The organism is Kitasatospora sp. NPDC002965, assembly GCF_040611255.1.
Lineage (GTDB): Bacteria > Actinomycetota > Actinomycetes > Streptomycetales > Streptomycetaceae > Kitasatospora.
In genome coordinates this window covers 12,967-30,060 of sequence record NZ_JBEXNT010000119.1, presented here as the reverse complement: position 1 = coordinate 30,060, position 17,094 = coordinate 12,967, and the positions used below count along the sequence as shown (strand labels likewise).

Below are 17,094 nucleotides of genomic sequence, written 5' to 3'. Positions count from 1 at the left end.
AGCGGGCGGTTCTCCCGCACCGGCGGTTCCCGCTCTGGTCGGCCCGGGCGCACCCGGTCAGTGGGTGTCGAGCGGCGGCAGTCCCATCCGCTCGCGGTGGGAGTCGCGCAGGAGGCTGGCCGGGCTGACCACCGAGGCGCCCGCGTCCAGCACCAGCTCGGAGCCGGTGATCATCCCGGCGGCCGGGGACGAGGCGAAGGCCACCGCCTCGGCGATGTCTCCGGCGTCCACCAGCGTGCGCATCGGATTGCTCTCCCGCAGCCGCACCAGGTCCTCCTCGCCGGGCGCCAGGCGGGCCTCGGTCGCCGGGGTGCGCACCCAGCCCGGCGCGAGGGTGACGAAGCTGATGCCGAACCGTCCGTAGTCCACGGCGAGTTGGCGTGTCAGCGCGGCGATCGCGCCCTTCGCGGCGGCGTACGCGGGCAGACCGGGCGCGCCGGTGCGGTGCAGCACCGATCCCACGGTGACCACGGCTCCGGACCCGGCCGCCATCATCGTGGGCAGCACCTCGCGGACGCACAGGAACACCGAGCCGAGGTTGGCCGACAGGACGCGCTGCCACTCCTCGTCGGTGGTCAGGTGCAGGGGGCCGCCCTCGGTGATGCCGGCGCAGGTCACCAGCACGTCGAGGCCGCCGAGTTCCTCGACGGCCCGTCCGACCGCGGCGGCGACCTGCGCCGGATCGGTGACGTCGGCCCGGTGGAACGTGACGCCGGGCAGCCGGGGATCGGTGAGGTCGAGGCCGGCCACGCGCAGGCCGTCGGCCACCAGGCGGGCGGCGACGGCGCGGCCGATGCCGCCGGCCGCGCCGGTGATCAGGGCGGTACGGGTCATCGAGGGGCGCCTTTCGTCGGGGGCGGAAGTTGTGGGCGGTGCACGGGGCTCCGACTGGAAAGTATACGATATCCTAAAACCCTCACCTGAGCTCCGGAGGCATCCGTGCAACCAGACGACCTTCTCTCCGCCCTGCGCGACCGCAGGATCCTGGCCATCGTCCGGGGCAACGACCCCGACGCCGCCCTGGATGCGGTCCTCGCGCTGTTCCGTGCCGGCGTCGACCTGGTCGAGGTCTCGCTGACCACCACGGGCGCGCTCGCGGTCCTGGAGCGCGCCCGCGCGGTCCTCGGCCCGTACGCGGCGCTCGGCGCCGGCACCCTGCTCACCGCCGCCGACGCCAGGGCCGCCGCCCGGGCCGGCGCCGCCTTCGCGGTGACCCCCGGACTGACCGAGGCCGTCGGCGAGGCGCAGTCCCTCGGCATGCCGGTCCTGGCCGGCGCGGTCACCCCGACCGAGGTCGCCCTCGCCTGGACCGAGGGCGCGACCGCGATCAAGCTCTTCCCGGGCAGCCTCGGCGGCCCCGGCTACCTGCGGGCCCTGCGCGACCCCTTCCCCGACGTGCCCTTCGTGCCCGTCGGCGGGGTGGACGCCGAGGCCGCCCGGGGCTTCCTGGCCGCCGGCGCCGTGGCCGTCGGCGTCGGGGGACCGCTGGTCGGCACCGCCGCCCGCGCCGGCGGTGACGTCGCCGGCCTCCCCGCCCGCATCGCCGCCTTCCGCACACTCGCCGAGGAGTTCCCGTGCCCGACGTCCTGACGCTCGGCGAGGCCATGGCGGCCCTGCGCGCCGACCGTCCGCTGCACCTCGGCGGGACCCTCGACCTCTCGGTGGCCGGCGCCGAGGCCAACGTCTCCATCGGCCTGGCCCGGCTCGGCCACACGGCGCGCTGGGTCGGGGTCAACGGCGACGACGAGTTCGGCCGACTGGTGCTGCGCACCCTGCGGGCCGAGGGCGTGGACGTCTCGCAGGCCGCCGTCGACGCCACCGCGCCGACCGGTCTGGTGGTCTTCGAGCCGCGGGCGGCCGACCTGACCCGGGTCTCCTACTACCGTGACGGCTCGGCCGGCTCCCGGCTCACCCCCGCCCACGTCACCGCCGCCCTCGCCGAGGGGGCCCGGATCGTCCACCTCACCGGCGTCACCGCGGCCCTCGGCCCCGGCCCCCGGGCCGCCGTCGAGGCCGCCGCCCGCTCCGCGTCGGGTGCCGTGTGCCTGGATGTCAACTACCGGGCCAAGCTCTGGTCCAGGGAGGAGGCCGCCGCCGCGCTGCGGCCCCTGGTCCCGCTGCTGGACATCCTGGTGGCCTCCGACGACGAGCTCGCCCTGGTCGCGCCGCCCGGTGTGGAGCACGAGGCCGAGTGCGTCGAGGCGCTCCTCGCCCAGGGGGTCGGCGAGGTGGTGGTCAAGCGCGGCGCCGCCGGTGCCGAGGTCTTCACCGAGGACGGGTCCGTCGCCAGGCCCGCCGTCCGGGTCCCCGTCCGGGACACCGTCGGGGCCGGGGACGCCTTCGTCGCCGGCTACCTCTCGGGGCTGCTCGACGGCCTGCCGGTGGACGGCCGGCTCGACCGCGCGGTGACCACCGGGGCGTTCGCGGTGGCCGCGGCGGGAGACTGGGAGGGCCTGCCCTTCCGGGACGAACTGACCCTGCTGGACGCCGCGCCCGGCACCGCCCTGCGATGACGGCCTTCGGAGGAGACGAGGTGGTGCGGATGTCCGCCGACGCCTGGCGGCCGTGTTCCGCCGAGCGCTACCGGCTGGGCGAGGGGGCGCGCTGGCACGAGGGCCGGCTGTACTTCGTCGACCTCCTCGGGGGCACCCTGCACAGCTGCGGCCCCGGCGGCCCCGGCGACGACGTGCGGCGCGAGGCCGCCCTCGGGATGCCGCTCGGCGCGGTCGCCCCGGTGGCCGGGAGGCCGGGGGAGTGGATCGCCGCCGCCGGACCGGGCGTCGCCCTGCTGCGCCCGGCCCGCGAGCCGCACTGGATCGCGCGGCCGGAGGCGGACGCGCCGCGGCCGATGCGGATGAACGACGCCGCGTGCGACCCGGCCGGCCGGTTCTGGGCCACCAGCATGGCCACGGAGGCGACCGAGGGCGCCGGCTCGCTCCACCGGGTCGACCCGGACGGCTCGGCGCACCGCGTGCTGACCGGTCTGACCGTCCCCAACGGGCCGGTCTTCGACGGATCCGGCCGCACGCTCTACCTGGCCGACAGCGCCCGGGGCGTGATCGAGGCGTACCCGGTCGATCCCGGCACCGGACGGCTGGGCGCGCCCCGGCCGCTCGTGCACCTCGGCAGGAACGAGGGCCGGCCGGACGGCATGGCGGTGGACGACCGCGGCTACCTCTGGGTCGCCCTGTGGGGTGCCGGCCGGGTGCACTGCTACGACCCGGCGGGCGGGCTCCGGGAGAGCGTCGCGGTACCCACCGCGCACGTGAGCAGCATCGCCTTCGGCGGCGGGCGGATGTACGTGACCACCGCGCTGCACCGGCTCACCGCCCCGGGCCCCTACGCGGGAGCGGTCCTGGCCCGGCCGTCCGCGGTCACCGGACCCCCGGCCGCGCCCTACCGGCCCCTGCCGCCGTGACCGGCGGGCGGGGCGGGCCGGGGCGGGGTGCGGGCGACCCCGGTGAGGGCGGGCGGCCGGTGCCCCTCCGGGAAACGAATCGGCGACACCCCTGGCAGTTTTTTCGTATATCGCATACGTTTGAGCCATCCGCGGCACCTCTCCCCCCAAGTGGAGCCCCGATGACCACGCCTCCCCCCACCACCCCGCCGGAGCGCACCACCGCCCGGCACCGCACCACCGCACCGACCGAGGGCACCCCCGTGCACGACACCTCCGGCGTCACCACGACCCGCCGCACGATGCTGGCCGGCACCGTCGGCACCGTCATGGAGTGGTACGACTTCAGCCTCTACGGACTCGCCTCCGCGCTGGTCTTCGGACCGCTCTTCTTCGGGTCCTCCGGCACCGGCGCCACCCCGGCCTCCTTCGCCACCGCCCTCGTCGCGGCCGGCGGCTCCGTCACCCCCGTCGTCCTCTACGTCATCGCCGGCTGCGCCGTCACCGCACTCGCCGTCCTCGGCGGCCGCGAGACCGCCCGCGGCGAGATCAGAACCGGCGGCTGAACCGCTCCACCACCCTCCCCGCTCGGCGGGGAGGGCCCAGCACCCAGGAGAAGAACCCGTGAGTACCCAGCCACTGCGCATCACCAAGGTCGAGGCCATAGCCCTGTCCGCCAGCTTCGACGACCTGTACGACTCGCCCGAGGACGTGCCGGACTGGCTGCGGTACCCGGCCTCCAGCCACCTGGTGCTGCCCCGCCGGGGCCAGTACGCGACCCTCGTCAAGGTCCACACCGAGGACGGCTCGGTCGGCATCGGCGAGGCGTACGGCCTGCCCAGCCCGCAGGTCACCGCCACCGTCGTCGCGACCGTCCTGGCGCCGCTGCTGATCGGCCAGGACGCGCTGGCCACCGGCGCGATCTGGGAGCGGCTGTTCAAGGGCCAGGCCGCCGGCGGCCACAACCGCGGCTTCTACCTCGAAGCGATGGCCGGCGTCGACCTCGCCCTGTGGGACCTCCGCGGCAAGCTCGCCGGCGTCCCCGTCCACCGCCTCCTCGGCGGCCCCATCCGCGAGACCGTCGACTGCTACGCCAGCCCGGTCGCCCTGCACGCCGACCCCGAGGACTCCGCCCGGCAGGCCCTCGGCTTCGTCGACGACGGCTTCAAGGCCCTCAAGGTCAAGATCGGCCGCGGCGAGCGCACCGACCGCGCCCACCTCTCCGCCGTCCGCGCTGCCGTCGGCGACGACATCGAGATCCTCACCGACGTCAACTGCGCCTACGACCTCGACGAGGCCACCCGGGTCGGCGCCGTCCTCGCCGACCTCGGCATCTCCTGGTACGAGGAGCCGCTCCAGGTGGACGACCTCGCCAACCTCGCCGAGCTGCGCCGCCGGACCGGCCTGACGGTCGTCAACGGCGAGACCCACTTCACCCGCTTCGACCTGCGGGACTCGCTGCTGAACCGCGCGATCGACGTCTTCATGCCGAACGTGGCCCGCTGCGGCGGCATCACCGAGGCCATGCGGCTGTCCGCGCTCGCCTCCGCGTTCCACGTGGACATCGCCCCGCACGGGGTCGGCTCCGGCGTCAGCCTCTGCGCGGCCCTGCAGCTCTGCGCGGCCACCCCGAACCTGCGCACCTACGAGTACAACCGGCTGCCCAACCCGATCCGGGAGAACATCCTGGTCAACCCGCCGAAGTTCACCGACGGCGCGCTGGTCGTCCCGACCGGGCCTGGCCTGGGCTTCGAGCTCGACGAGGACACCGTCGACCGGTACGTGATCGCCCGGTTCTGACGACCGGCCGGACCGCACCCCCCGAACGCCGGGCCGCCGGACTCCCCGGCCGGCCCCGCCCCCGAACGCGGTGGCGGGCAGCTCTGCCCTGACACTGTCCGCCACCGCCCCCCGGCTCCCCACCGCTGACGCTCGGGCCGACGTCAGCGGCGGGGAGCCCCGTCGTCACGGGGTCGCTCCACCCCGTCAGGGCCTGCGTCGCCGTCGGCGCCGCAGCCGACCGTGTCCTGGAGCCGCGTCTCCCGGCCCGACACACCCCCCGTGACCCCTGGGCCGCGGAACGGCACCGTCAGCCGTTCCGCGGCCCAGGTCTTCGGCGTTTCGGGGCAGGGCCGAGCCCGTGCCCCGCACCCCCGTTCCGGCGCCGGAGCCCCGGGCTGCCCGGCCGGGCCGGGCGCCGTACCACTCACCGGGCTCCGCGCCGCCGGGCCGGCCGCACCGCTGCCCCGCCGCACCCGTGCGCCGGGGCCGTTCCGCACCGCGAACCGCGGACCGTCCGTACCCGGGCCCCGGGCCCCGGGCGGCGACCGGCCCCGCTGCTCCGCCGCGCCACGGCCGGGCACGACGGGCGCCGTCTGCCGGGGCACGGCGGGCCCACGGCAGGACAACGGGCGGGCCCACGGGCGGGCCTGCGGGCGGGACAACGGGCGGGCCCGGGAACGGCTCCGGACATGCCGCAGGCCCGGTCGTCGCCTCCCTCTGGCAACGACCGGGCCTGCGGTTCTCCCCGGGTCTCCCGACCTGGAACCGGGGGGTTCTCGTCCTACTCCTTCACCGCACCACCGGTGAGTCCGCGGACGAAGGTCCGCTGGAGGAGGACGAAGGCGAGGACCACCGGGATCGCGGCCAGCACGGAGCCGGCCATCAGGAGATCCCAGCGGGGGGCGAACTGGTTCTGGAACTGGGCCAGTCCGACGGGCAGCGTGCGCAGCATCTCGTTGTTGGTGACCAGCGAGGGCCAGGCGAACTCGCCCCAGGTCCACATGAACTTCAGCACCGCGACGGTGCCCAGCGCCGCCCAGGAGTTGGGGAGCAGGATGCTCACCAGGGTGCGCAGCCGGCCGGCGCCGTCGATGGCGGCGGCCTCGTCGAGCTGGACGGGCAGCGTCACGAAGTGCTGGCGCAGCAGGAAGATGCCGGTGGGGCTGGCCAGGAAGGGGATGATCAGCGCCCAGTAGGTGTCGATCCAGCCGAGGTCGCGCATCACCAGGTACAGCGGGACGAGGATGACCTGGGTGGGGATCATCAGCGTCGCGAGGATCAGGGTGAGGACGGCCTGCCGGCCGCGGAAGGGGATCCGGGCCAGGCCGTAGGCGGCGAGGGTGTCGAACACCAGGTTGCCGGCCACGACGGCGCCGGCCACCAGTACGGAGTTGACGAACCACTGGCCGAATGGGAAGGCCGAGAGGACCTCCCGGTAGGCGCCCAGGGTCAGGCTCCCGGGGATCAGGTGCCGCCCGTTGCCGACCAGTTCCTCCAGGGGCTGGAAGGAGGTCAGCAGCATCCAGAGCACCGGGAGTCCGGCGAAGACGCCGGCGACGGTCAGCCACAGCGTCGGGGCGAGACGCTTCGGGGACTTGCTCACGACTCCTCCCGGGAGGTCAGCTTCAGCCGGACGAGGGTGATCGTCAGGAGGATCACGAACAGGACCACCGAGGCGGCGGAGGCGACGCCCACGTCGGTCAGCAGGCGGGTGTAGATGAACGTGACGACGGTCAGCGTCGCGGTTCCCGGACCGCCTTCGGTCATCACCCACACCTGGTCGAACACCTTGAAGGAGTTGAACAGGAGCAGGAGGAAGACGGCGGCGGTGGCCGGCTTGAGCATCGGCAGGGTGATCGAGCGGAACTGCCGCCAGGGGCCGGCGCGGTCGATGGTGGCGGCCTCGTAGATCTCGTCCGGGATGCGCTGGAGTCCGCCGAGGAGGATCAGCGCGTAGATGCCGAACTCCTTCCAGATGCTCACCACGGCGACAGCGGGCAGGGCGAGGTCGTTGTCGAAGAGCCAGCGGGCGCCGTCGACGCCGAACAGGCCGATCAGCGTGTTGATCAGTCCGTGGTCGGGCTCGTACAGCCACTTCCAGACGAGGCCGGCGACCACCATCGGGATGACGGCGGGCAGCACGGTCACCGTGCGGACGAGGCGGGCGGAGGCGAGTTCACGGTTGGCGGCCGTCGCGGTGGCCAGCGCCAGCACGTAGGTGCCGACGATGGTGATCGCGGTGAACACCAGCGTGTTGACGATGCTGGTGCGGAAGGTGCCGGCGCCGAGGATGGTCCGGTAGTTCTCCGCGCCGACGAAGGTGCGCGGGCCCAGCAGGTTCCAGTGGTCGGTGCTCAGGAGCATCGACTGGACCATCGGGTAGAACGTGAAGCCCAGGATCACCAGCAGCGCGGGAGCCACCGAGAGCCAGCCGGCCAGGGCTCCGGTCGAACGCCGCCGGGACTTCGAGGTCTGCCCGGCGCGGTCCGGGCCGCTCCCGGCGGCGGTGCCGCCGGGAGGGTGCTTCGCGGGGAGGTCGGTCATGGTCGTCATCGGCTTTCCGTCACTCCTTGCCGAGCGCCTGGCCGACCAGGTCGTCGACGGTCTTCAGCGCCTTGTCGACGGACGCCTGGCCGTTGACGCCGGCCACGATGTTGGCCTTCTGGGCGTCCCAGCGGGCCTGGAAGGCGTGCCGGTCCTGGAGGACCAGGTCGGGGGTGTTGCGGGCGAGCTGCTCGAAGATGGGCGCCCAGTTGGGGTCGGCCTTGACCTTGCCGTCCACGGTGGCCTTCACGGCCGGGTCCACCTTGCCGAGGTCGTACGGGAAGATCGCGTGGAAGTCCATGTACTGGGCGCTGCGCTCGGGGGAGGCCAGCCAGCGCATGAAGGTGCCGGCGCCCTGCAGGTTCTTGCTCGCGGAGCCTGCGACCAGGCTGTGGCCGCCGACCATGGAGCAGCCGCTCTTGGGGCCGGTGGGCATCGGGGCGACGGCCCACTTGCCCTCGGTCTTGGCGCCGCCGGTCTGGACGTTGGCGATGACCGACTGGAAGAACGGGAACATCGCGACGTCGCCGCTGATGAAGCCGTTGAGGGCGCTGGTGCCGACCGGGGAGATCTTCTCGGTGTAGAAGGACTTCATGTACTCCATCGCGGTGCGCCCGGCCTCGGTGTTCTGCGTGGAGGCCTTGAAGTCGGGGGTGGTGAGGGTGCCCCCGGCCTGGCAGAGGAAGCTCTCCCAGGTGGAGTTGATGGCGTTGAGGTGGTCGTCCATGCCCTTGAACTGCCAGCCGGCCACCTTCTTCCCGGCCTCGGCGGACTTGCTGGTGATGGTGGCCGCGGTGGACTTCAGCTCGTCCCAGGTCTTCGGCGGGGCGGCGATGCCGTACTGCTGGAGGACGTCGGTGCGGTAGAGCATGACGTCCACGTCGAAGTAGAGCGGGACGCCGTGCATCTTGCCGTCGTACTCGTCGACCTTGGCCAGCGGCAGGAACTTCTCGGTGTCGGCGGCGGTGTAGCCGAGCTTGTCGAGCGGGGCGAGGGCGCCGGCCTTGAGGTAGTCGAGCTCCAGGCCGTTGTTCATCAGCCAGACGTCGGGGCCCTTGCCGGCGGCGATGGCCTGCTTGATCTTGTCCCGGCCGTCCTTCCACTCCAGGAGCGTGAGTTCGACCTTCACCTTGCCCTGGGAGGCGTTGAACTCGTCCACCAGGGCCTTGACCTTGGTGTCCTGGCCGATCCAGTAGGGCATCGACCAGAACGTGACGGTGGTGGGCCCGGCGGACTCCGACGACCCGCCGCCGGAGGCGCAGGCCGAGGCGGCGAGGGCGAACGCGGACGCCAGGGAGAGGGCGGCGAGTCTGCGGCGGAGTGGTGCCATGGGTGGGTCTCCTTGTGCTGCGCGGGCTACGGCTCGGTGCGGCCGCCCCGGTGTGTGCGGGGGCAGGGACTGGGGGTCCGGTACGGCGTGGTGCGGCGTTGGAGCGCCGCCGGGATCACCGACCTGACGCGTAACGTATGCGATATACGAAATGAGCGCCAGTGGCTGTTGCCGTTTCGTTCTCATGACGAGACCGGACCTCCGCCGGCCCCCGGCCGCGGGCCGGGACGGCCGCGACCGCCCCGGAGAGGGCGGCCCGGCATGATCAGCTCATCCGCGCGATCGGTAGGTAATCAATCAGGGGCGGTACGTGCATGTGGGCCGGCGCCGGGCAGCGCCCGGCCCGTCACCGCACCCGGTCGGCTCGGCGCACCGCGGCGGGAAGGGCCGTCGGGCCGGGCCGCAGGCCGTCAGGCCGGGCCGTTGCGCAGCGCCTCGCGCGTGGTCCGGAGCTTGCGCAGCACCTTGGCGACGTGCTGCTCCACGGTCCGGGGCGACAGGAAGAGCGCGGCGGCGATGTCCTTGTTGGTGGCGCCGTCGCCGAGCAGCCGGGCGACCTGCTGCTCGCGCGGGGACAACTCGTCGCCGTAGCCCGCCCTGCCCCGGGACTGCGGGCGGGACTGGCCCAGGGCGAGCAGCAGGTGCCGGCAGCGGGCGGAGTCGGTGGTCGCGCCGAGCCGGTCGTGGACGCCCGCGGCCCGCGTCAGCCGCTGCACGGCCTCGGCGGGGTGGAGGCCGGCCAGGGCCTGCGCGGCCTGCTCGTCGGCCAGCGCCGCGTGGTACGGCCGTCCGATGCCGGACCACTGCAGCCGGGCCCGGTCGAAGTGCTGCGCGGCCTGCGTCCGATCCTCGCGGGCGGCGAGCAGGCCGCGGCACAGGTACTGCTCGGCGACCGCCCCGGGGGCGTCCAGGCCCTCGACGCCCGCCCCGTGGTCCTCGACGAGCGCCGCGGCCGTGCGGTCGTCGCCCCGCTGCAGGGCGGTCTCCACGGCCACCGGCACCAGGCCCAGCGCGTAGACCCACTCCTCCTTGCGCGGCAGCAGCGGCAGGTAGGCGCCCACCGTGCTCCAGGCCGCGTCCGCGTCCCCCCGGGCCAGCTGGATCCGGGCCAGGCCGGCCGCGGCGCCGAGCGCGTTGACGTTCATCCGCGCACCGTCCCGGGTCAGCACGCGGTCGAAGCGCTCGACCGCCCGCGAGACCCGCCCACGGGCCGCGGCCAGGACGCCCTCCACGGTGGCGAGCAGGTCGTCGACCGCGAGCGGCTCGTCGACGTACTCCGCGAGGAAGGCCGCGTACCGCTCGTCCCAGTGCGCCCACTCGCCGGCCAGCCAGGACAGCAGCAGCCGGTAGGAGCGGCAGTGCACGATCAGCGCGTGCGCGTGGTGGTGGCGGGAGAGCGCGAGCGCCTCCTCGGTGCAGTCCGCGGCGCGGGCGTCCTGACCGAGGCAGATCCCGACCTCGGCGGCGTTGACCAGGGCCCGCGCGGTGTGCCGGACCACCTCCGGGTCGTCGTCGGTCCGGGGCAGCGCGGCCAGCAGCCCGGCCGCCTCGGGGCGGCCCTGCGCGGCCAGGACGGTGACCCGGTTCGCGGCCACCGAGGCGTGGACGGCCCGGTCGGGACTGTCCGCGATGGTGGCGACGGCGCGGTCCAGCCAGGCCCGCTGCTCGGCGGCGGAGAACCGGCTGGTCTCCCACATGGCGAGCAGCGACATGGCGCGCGCGGCCTGCTCCGGCCGGCGCCCCTCCAGCTCCTCGACGGCCCGCTCGATCTCCGCCTCGCCCGAGGGGTCCGCCGCCTGGTTGAGCAGCATCAGTCCGAGGTCGAGCCGGATCTCGCCACGGGCCGCCACCGGGAGGCCCGGACCGGCCACGATCCGGCGCAGCGTGGCGATCGTCCGGGTGTACTCGACGGTGTCCCAGGCGGTCCGGGCCAGGGCGAGCGCGGCGCGGGCGTGCAGGGCGGACGGCAGCCGGGGCTCGTCCAGCACCTGGTGCAGCAGGGCCGCCGCGGTTCCCTGGTCGCCGAGCGCCACGGCCTGGTCCGCCGCCGCCATCGCGCGGTCCAGCCAGACCGCGGTGTCCCCGAGGGCGCGGGCGTGATGGGCGATCTGGACCAGCGGCGGCTCAGGCAGCGCCTCCAGGACGTCCAGGACCCGCCGGTGGAGCTGGTGCCGCACCGGGCCGGGGAGGTTGTCGTACTGGGCCTGCCGGCCGAGCACGTGGGCGAAGCCGTAGCTGTCCGGGCCGTACTCGCGCAGCACCGAGGCCGCCAGCGCCGCGAGCAGCGCCTCGCCGGCGGCCCCCGGCGGCAGCCCGGCGCAGTCCGCCAGCAGCTGCTCGCCGGCCGGGACGGCGAGCACGGCGGAGACGTTCACCAGCGCCACGGCCTCCGGCGAAAGCCGGTCGATGCGTTCCGCGAACACCTCGCGCAGGCTGCGGGGCACCCCGAGCGCGCCGTCCCCGAGCCGCGCGCCGAGGGTGATGAGGTCCTCCTCGATGACCAGCGGCAGACCCTCGCTGCGCTCCACCAGGGTGTGGAGGAGCCCGGGGGTGGCCGCCTCGGCCAGGACGGAACGTGCCATCGCCCGCAGGTCGTCCGGGGACAGGCGGGGGAGGGCGAGCTCGGCGCCCCCGGTGCCCGGCGGGCGCCGGAACGCCGCACCGAGCACCGGACCGCGTCCGGGGACGTCCCTGGCCCGGTAGGTGAGCACGAGTGCGGTGTCGGCGGGCAGGTCCCGGCCCAGCAGCAGGAGCAGTTCCCGGGTGGCCTCGTCGGCCCAGTGCACGTCCTCGACCACCAGCACCACCGGGGCGATCGCGGCCAGTACGACCCGCACCCCCCGGGCCACCAGGTCGCGCGGGGCGCTCTGTCCGGACGGCCACGGTTGGGCGGGCGGCAGCCGGTCGGCGAGTTCGGGCAGCAGCACCGCGAGCACCCCGGCGGGGGCGTCCAGCCGGCCCGCCCCCGGCATCCAGGGACCGGACCGGCGCAGCGCCTCCACCACCGGACCGAAGGCCAGCGGCTCGCGCAGCGGGTGGCAGCTGCCGGTCACCACGCGCACGCCCTCGCCGCGCAGTTCGTCGACGGCCTCGGCGACCAGCCGCGACTTCCCGATGCCGGCCTCGCCCTCGACCAGGACCACCGACGGTCGCGAGCGTGCGGCGCCCAGCAGGGCCCCCAGCTCGCGCTCCCGTCCGACGAAGGGGGGTGCCTTCCTCCGGGACGCGTCGCCTGCCGCGCCGGTCTGCGTCGTCATCCGCTGGGTTCCCTCCTGCGCCGTTCCCGGTTCGGCCCGGTTCGGGGCCGCGCCGATTCCAAACTAGCGCCGTTGCCCGGGGCGCCGCCGGGCGGCGCGGCACCGGAGGGCGCAGGGCCACCCCGGGTCGGTCGGCCGGCTGCGGGCGTGCCCGGGGCGGGCCCCCGTCGGAGGGGCCGCCCCGGGGGCGGAGGTCAGCCCACCGTGAAGAGCTGCCGACCGGTGCCGTCGAACGGCCGCTGCTCGAACTGCCCGGCCCGGGCCGCGGCCGCGGTCAGGTAGAGGCCGCTGTAGCGGTTGGCGATGCGGACCCTGCCGTCGCCGGCGTCCTCCACCAGCCACTCGTCGTTGGTCTTCTCCCCGGGCGCGTACGCGCACTGGACGATCTTCCCGCCGGCGTTCCGGGAGGCGCCGAGCACGACCACGTCCTCGCCGCTGCCCTGGTTGACGATGCGGACGTAGCCGTCGCCCAGCGGCCTCAGCTCGAAGCGCCGGCCGGCGCTGCCGTCGCCGGCGGACCGGACGACCGGCACGTCGCAGCCGGTGGCGGACCCCTCGACGGCGAGTGCGTCGCCGCCGCCGTCGGCCACCGTGACGGTGCGGTTCCCGGTGGGCGGCACGGCGGCGCGGGTGAGCCTGACGGCATGGCCCCCGTGTGCGACGGCGGGGACCGTCAGCGTGTCTCCGGCCCGGATCACCCGGCTGGTCCGGACGAGGCCGTCGGCGCCGTCGGTGGTGATCTCGGCGTGCCAGCTGCCGCTGCCGAGGAAGGCGGTCGGGTATGCGATGTCCCCGGCGCCGCCGCCGGTGACGGCGCCGACGAACCAGCGGTCGCCGTTGCGGCGGGCGACGACCGCGCCGCCGACCGGGTCGCCCTGGACGAACCGGGTCTCGTCCCACACGGTGGGGAGCTGCCGCATCCAGCGCTGGGCCTCGGGCCGGGCCCGGTAGTCGGAGACCTTGCCGCCGGGCAGCATCAGTCCGCTCTCGTAGAGCACGCCGAGGGCGAGTTCGGCGCCGTCGCTGTTCGGGTTGGAGCGCTGGAAGCTCATCGGCGAGTAGTCCACGGAGCCGAGCGCTCCCCGGGTGAAGGGGACGGCCGTCACGTGGCCGACGGTGCGGCCGGTGCTGTACTCCTCGCCGCGTACGGCCTCCATGGTCAGCACGTGCGGCCAGGTGCGCTGGATGCCGACGGGGAGCCGGGAGCCGTGCAGGTCGACCATCAGCCTGTGGGCCGCGGCGTCCGCCAGCGCCTCGTCGTACCACTGGTGACGCGCGCGGGTCTCGGAGCCCATGAAGTCCATCTTGACCCCGACGACGCCCCACTGGTTGAGCTTGGTGAACTCGACGTCGCGCTTCGCGGCGGTGTCGAGGTCCTGCCAGTGGTACCAGAGCATGATCTTCACGCCGCGGGCCTGCGCGTGGGCGACCAGGTCGGGCATCCAGGCGACGCCCTTCCAGCCGTCGTCCACCAGCAGGTAGGGCCAGCCCTGCGAGGAGGCGTAGTCGGCCCAGCCCTTGAGCCTGCCGAGGTCCCGCTGGGTGGCCTTGGTGCCGTCGAACCAGGGCCAGGCGGCGATGCCCGGCTTGATCCAGGAGGTGTCGGCCACCCTGGACGCCGGCGCGACGTCGTCCTCCAGCGTCGACTCGACGACCGTCGCGGTGCTGCCCATCGTGGCGACCCGCCACGGCGTGGTGAACGCGGCGGTCCGCACCACCTGGGAGTCCGCGAGCTTCACCGTGAAACGGCCGCCGCCCTGGGTGTGGGTGAAGCGCCCGCCGGAGTAGCCGCCGTCGACCCCGGACTCCGAGAGCAGCACCCGGGCGCCGTTGGCCAGTTGGCCGAACAGGTCCATTCCGTACTCGCCGGTGACCGCGGCCGACACCGCCGAGGTGCTGTACAGGGCCTCGTGGGCCGATCCGAACGGCGACCGGCTGAGCTGCGCGTCGAGCGGGAGCTCGAAGGACGTCGCCTCGCGCAGCACGGTGGCCCCGGTGGGGAGTTCGTAGCGCAGTGCGACGCCGTCCGGCGAGGTCCGGACGTGCACGGTGATCCGCTCGGAGCCCTTGGCGAAGACCAGGCGGGTCTCGGTCGCGGTGCGGGACCGGGAGCGGGAGTTCCCGACGGTGGCCCGGTAGGTCTCGTCGACGGTCCTGTCGGAGCGGCTGACGAAGTCGAGGCCGGTGCTGAGGTCGGCGGTGCCGGTCACCAGTCCGATCGGTGCGGGGGCGAGGACCTGCTTGCAGTCCCAGCTGGCGCCCAGGGTCGGCGTCCCGGCGGCGTCGAGTGCCACGGTGGCCCGCACGCCGCCGCAGCCGGTCGGTGCGGCGCCGGGCTGGACGGAGGTCCAGCTGCTCGGCGGCGCGGCCGCGGCCGGGCCGGTGGCGGTCGCGCCGAGGCCGGCGGTCAGGGCCAGCAGGGTGGCGGCGACCATGAGGTCGCGTCCGGTGGTGCGGTTCACGGGGGTCCCTTTCTCGGGTTCCCGCAGGCGACGGCGACGGCCCTGGGTGGACGGGCCGGGGTGGGTGCCGTGGTGACCGGCGGGAGCTCTGCGACCTTGCGGGTGGGGAAGGTCTGCGGAGGGCGGGCGGGCCGACGGTTGCGATTGCCGCTGCGGCGCTGCCGGACGACGGCGGCGCCGACGAGGAGTGCGGCCCGTGCGGGAGTCGGTCGGAAGGAGTCGGTGCCCCGCCCCTGGGGGCGGGAGAGGGGAGGCTCGGCGGCCGGATCGGATGCCGAGGGCGTCGTCGCCACCCCTCACGATTCAACGAAATCCAACAGGATGCGCCAAAGGAAACTCGCCGACCGACCACCTGTCAAGAGCTGGGCCGGAAGCCGTCGTTGGGCGCGTTCCCCGGGGCCGGCGTGGCGGGGCGCCGCGCCGGCCCCGGGCGGCTCCGGTGCCGGTCGCTGCGGGCGCGGAAACAAATCGGCAACACGGCTAGCGAATCAAGTCGTATATCGCATACCTTGACTCCGGCGACAGCCCGACCGAAAGGTCGGGCCGTCGTTCGCGGAGGTGCCGGCCGCCCTCTGCCCCCGGACCGTCGGCGCTGTCCCCGACCCGCGTCGACCCGGGTGTCGAGCCCGAGCGTGACCACCCCGGTCGCGCGCCACCCACCCGGGCGCCCCCACACCGACGAGTCCCGCCCGGCGGTTCGGATCGCCGGACTCTCCACCCACCCCAGGGAGAACCACCATGTCCCCCAGCGACCAGCACGGCGTCAGCCGCAGAACCCTGTTGCGCGGCGTCGCCATCGGCGGCGCCGCCGCGGCGGCCGGACCGCTGCTCAATTTCTCGGCCGCCCGGGCTGCGGGCCTCGACTCGGGCAGCTACACGATCCGGTTCGACAACGGCGCCCGCCAGACCATCCTGGGCCTGGGCTTCGAGATCCAGTCCGACTCGATCAACTCCGGGAACCAGGGCATGCCCGACCTGGTCAGCGGCGTCCCGTACGACCTGACGCCCGCCGAGCGCACCCGCTTCTACCAGCAGATGCTGAAGATCCGCTCGGACCGGGGCTTCCGTTACTGCCGCCTGGCGCTCGGCCTCTACCACCGGGGGGTGACCGCCGACGGCAAGCGGCTCGTCGACCGCTACCAGGACCAGACCAAGCTGCTCGCCGAGATGATCCGCGAGGCCAGGATCGAGGGTGTCGCCGCCGAGTACTGGTCCCCGGCCCCCGCCTGGAAGACCAACAACAACCTGGTCGGCAAGAGCGCCGACGGGAAGACCGCCTACGGGCTCGCCTCCTTCGCCCCGGCGGACCTCGACGCGCTGGGCGACGCGATGGTCGCCGACCTCGACTACCTCGCCGACCGCGGCGTCCCGATCAGCATGTGGGGCCTGCAGAACGAGCCCGACTCGCCCGCCTTCTACTCCTCCTGCTTCTACGAGCCGGCCGAGTACCTCGCGGCCTTCAAGGCGGTCGCCCCGAAGATCCGGGCCAAGTACCCGAACGTGATGATCCAGGCCGACAGCCGCGGCGGCTGGAAGGGCGACCGGGGCCGTGCGGTCATCTCGGACGCGCAGGCGCTGCGGTACGTCGACGCGTGGACCTTCCACCGGGTCGGCACCTACGCCGACGAGCAGATCACCGACGACTTCACCTCGGGTGCGCTCGGCCGGCCCGTGTTCAACAACGAGTTCGAGTACCTCCACCCCACGAGCTCGTTCAACCGGACGATCAACACCGCCCAGTCGATCATGAACTGGATGACCTTCCAGAACGCGCCCACCTGGTTCTGGCTGCACGCCCTCAAGCCCACCACCAACTCCGAGTCCAAGGGCTACTCGCTCGGCTTCTGGCGGCCCCAGCACGACACGAACTTCAGCCGCTACCCGAACATCAAGCCCGGCCACTGGGACTTCAACCCGGAGAACTGGAACGCCGTCTCCGGCTTCGTCCGCTACATGCCCTGGAACTCCGTGCGCCACCACGTGGAGGAGCCCGTCCACACCGACGGCAGCCCCTACAAGGACCACCGGATCATGGCCTGGAAGACCCCCGAGGGCAAGCAGATCTTCGTCATCACCAACCGGTCCTCCAGCAAGCCGTTCACCTACACCGTGGACACCCAGACCGCCGCCTCCTTCCAGGGCCACCGCTACGGCCCGACCACCCACAACCAGGTGCTGAGCACCCTGACCGGCCCCACGCTCACCCTGACCGTCCCGCCGCTCTCCATCGAGTTCTGGGTCCGCAACCCCTGACCCCCGCCGCCGGGGGGGGTGCGGGGGGGGGGGGGCGGCCGCCCGGGCCGCCCGCGGAGGCGGCCGGCC

12 protein-coding genes are annotated in these 17,094 nt (G+C 74.2%); 6 read left to right on the top strand and 6 right to left on the bottom strand.

The window, feature by feature from the left end; genetic code table 11:
- Window positions 1–57: 57 nt before the first annotated feature.
- Window positions 58–834 carry an SDR family oxidoreductase gene (locus ABZY91_RS32855; RefSeq protein WP_355406714.1) on the bottom strand — a complete coding sequence of 259 codons (777 nt, stop codon included), beginning with the start codon at window positions 832–834 and terminating at the stop codon, window positions 58–60.
- A 105-nt stretch (window positions 835–939) separates the two neighbouring features.
- Here ABZY91_RS32855 and ABZY91_RS32850 point away from each other — a divergent pair, with 105 nt between their 5' ends.
- The 5 genes from ABZY91_RS32850 to ABZY91_RS32830 all read left to right on the top strand — a co-directional run bounded on the left by ABZY91_RS32850 (window position 940) and on the right by ABZY91_RS32830 (window position 5,197).
- Complete coding sequence (locus ABZY91_RS32850) at window positions 940–1,590, top strand: bifunctional 4-hydroxy-2-oxoglutarate aldolase/2-dehydro-3-deoxy-phosphogluconate aldolase (RefSeq protein WP_355406712.1); 651 nt, start codon at window positions 940–942, stop codon at window positions 1,588–1,590.
- 14 nt (window positions 1,591–1,604) lie between these two features.
- On the top strand, window positions 1,605–2,513 hold the full coding sequence (locus tag ABZY91_RS32845) for a sugar kinase (protein WP_355406716.1): 909 nt from the start codon (window positions 1,605–1,607) through the stop codon (window positions 2,511–2,513).
- A complete protein-coding gene (locus tag ABZY91_RS32840; RefSeq protein WP_355406710.1) occupies window positions 2,510–3,418 on the top strand; it encodes an SMP-30/gluconolactonase/LRE family protein in 909 nt (302 codons plus the stop codon). Before ABZY91_RS32845 ends, ABZY91_RS32840 begins: the two co-directional genes overlap by 4 nt.
- A 161-nt stretch (window positions 3,419–3,579) precedes the next feature.
- Entirely contained in the window at window positions 3,580–3,963 is a 384-nt protein-coding gene (locus ABZY91_RS32835; RefSeq protein ID WP_355406708.1) for a hypothetical protein, read from the top strand.
- Window positions 3,964–4,021: 58 nt separating this feature from the next.
- On the top strand, window positions 4,022–5,197 hold the full coding sequence (locus ABZY91_RS32830) for a mandelate racemase/muconate lactonizing enzyme family protein (protein ID WP_355406706.1): 1,176 nt from the start codon (window positions 4,022–4,024) through the stop codon (window positions 5,195–5,197).
- A 763-nt stretch (window positions 5,198–5,960) separates the two neighbouring features.
- Here ABZY91_RS32830 and ABZY91_RS32825 read toward each other — a convergent pair.
- The 5 genes from ABZY91_RS32825 to ABZY91_RS32805 all read right to left on the bottom strand — a co-directional run bounded on the left by ABZY91_RS32825 (window position 5,961) and on the right by ABZY91_RS32805 (window position 14,772).
- Window positions 5,961–6,782 (bottom strand): carbohydrate ABC transporter permease, encoded by an 822-nt coding sequence (locus ABZY91_RS32825; protein WP_355406704.1) that lies wholly within the window; start codon window positions 6,780–6,782, stop codon window positions 5,961–5,963.
- The gene (locus ABZY91_RS32820) at window positions 6,779–7,732 is read right to left on the bottom strand and encodes a sugar ABC transporter permease (protein ID WP_355406702.1); all 954 of its coding nucleotides are present in this window, start codon (window positions 7,730–7,732) and stop codon (window positions 6,779–6,781) included. Before ABZY91_RS32820 ends, ABZY91_RS32825 begins: the two co-directional genes overlap by 4 nt.
- Before the next feature lie 10 nt (window positions 7,733–7,742).
- On the bottom strand, window positions 7,743–9,053 hold the full coding sequence (locus tag ABZY91_RS32815; protein ID WP_355406700.1) for a sugar ABC transporter substrate-binding protein: 1,311 nt from the start codon (window positions 9,051–9,053) through the stop codon (window positions 7,743–7,745).
- 410 nt (window positions 9,054–9,463) lie between these two features.
- On the bottom strand, window positions 9,464–12,310 hold the full coding sequence (locus ABZY91_RS32810; RefSeq protein ID WP_355406698.1) for an AAA family ATPase: 2,847 nt from the start codon (window positions 12,308–12,310) through the stop codon (window positions 9,464–9,466).
- 194 nt (window positions 12,311–12,504) lie between these two features.
- Window positions 12,505–14,772: a glycoside hydrolase family 97 catalytic domain-containing protein gene (locus ABZY91_RS32805; protein ID WP_355406696.1), complete on the bottom strand. Its 2,268-nt coding sequence runs from the start codon at window positions 14,770–14,772 to the stop codon at window positions 12,505–12,507.
- A 738-nt stretch (window positions 14,773–15,510) separates the two neighbouring features.
- Between ABZY91_RS32805 and ABZY91_RS32800 the strand changes: the two genes are divergently transcribed.
- On the top strand, window positions 15,511–17,025 hold the full coding sequence (locus ABZY91_RS32800; protein ID WP_355406694.1) for a hypothetical protein: 1,515 nt from the start codon (window positions 15,511–15,513) through the stop codon (window positions 17,023–17,025).
- Window positions 17,026–17,094 lie beyond the last annotated feature (69 nt).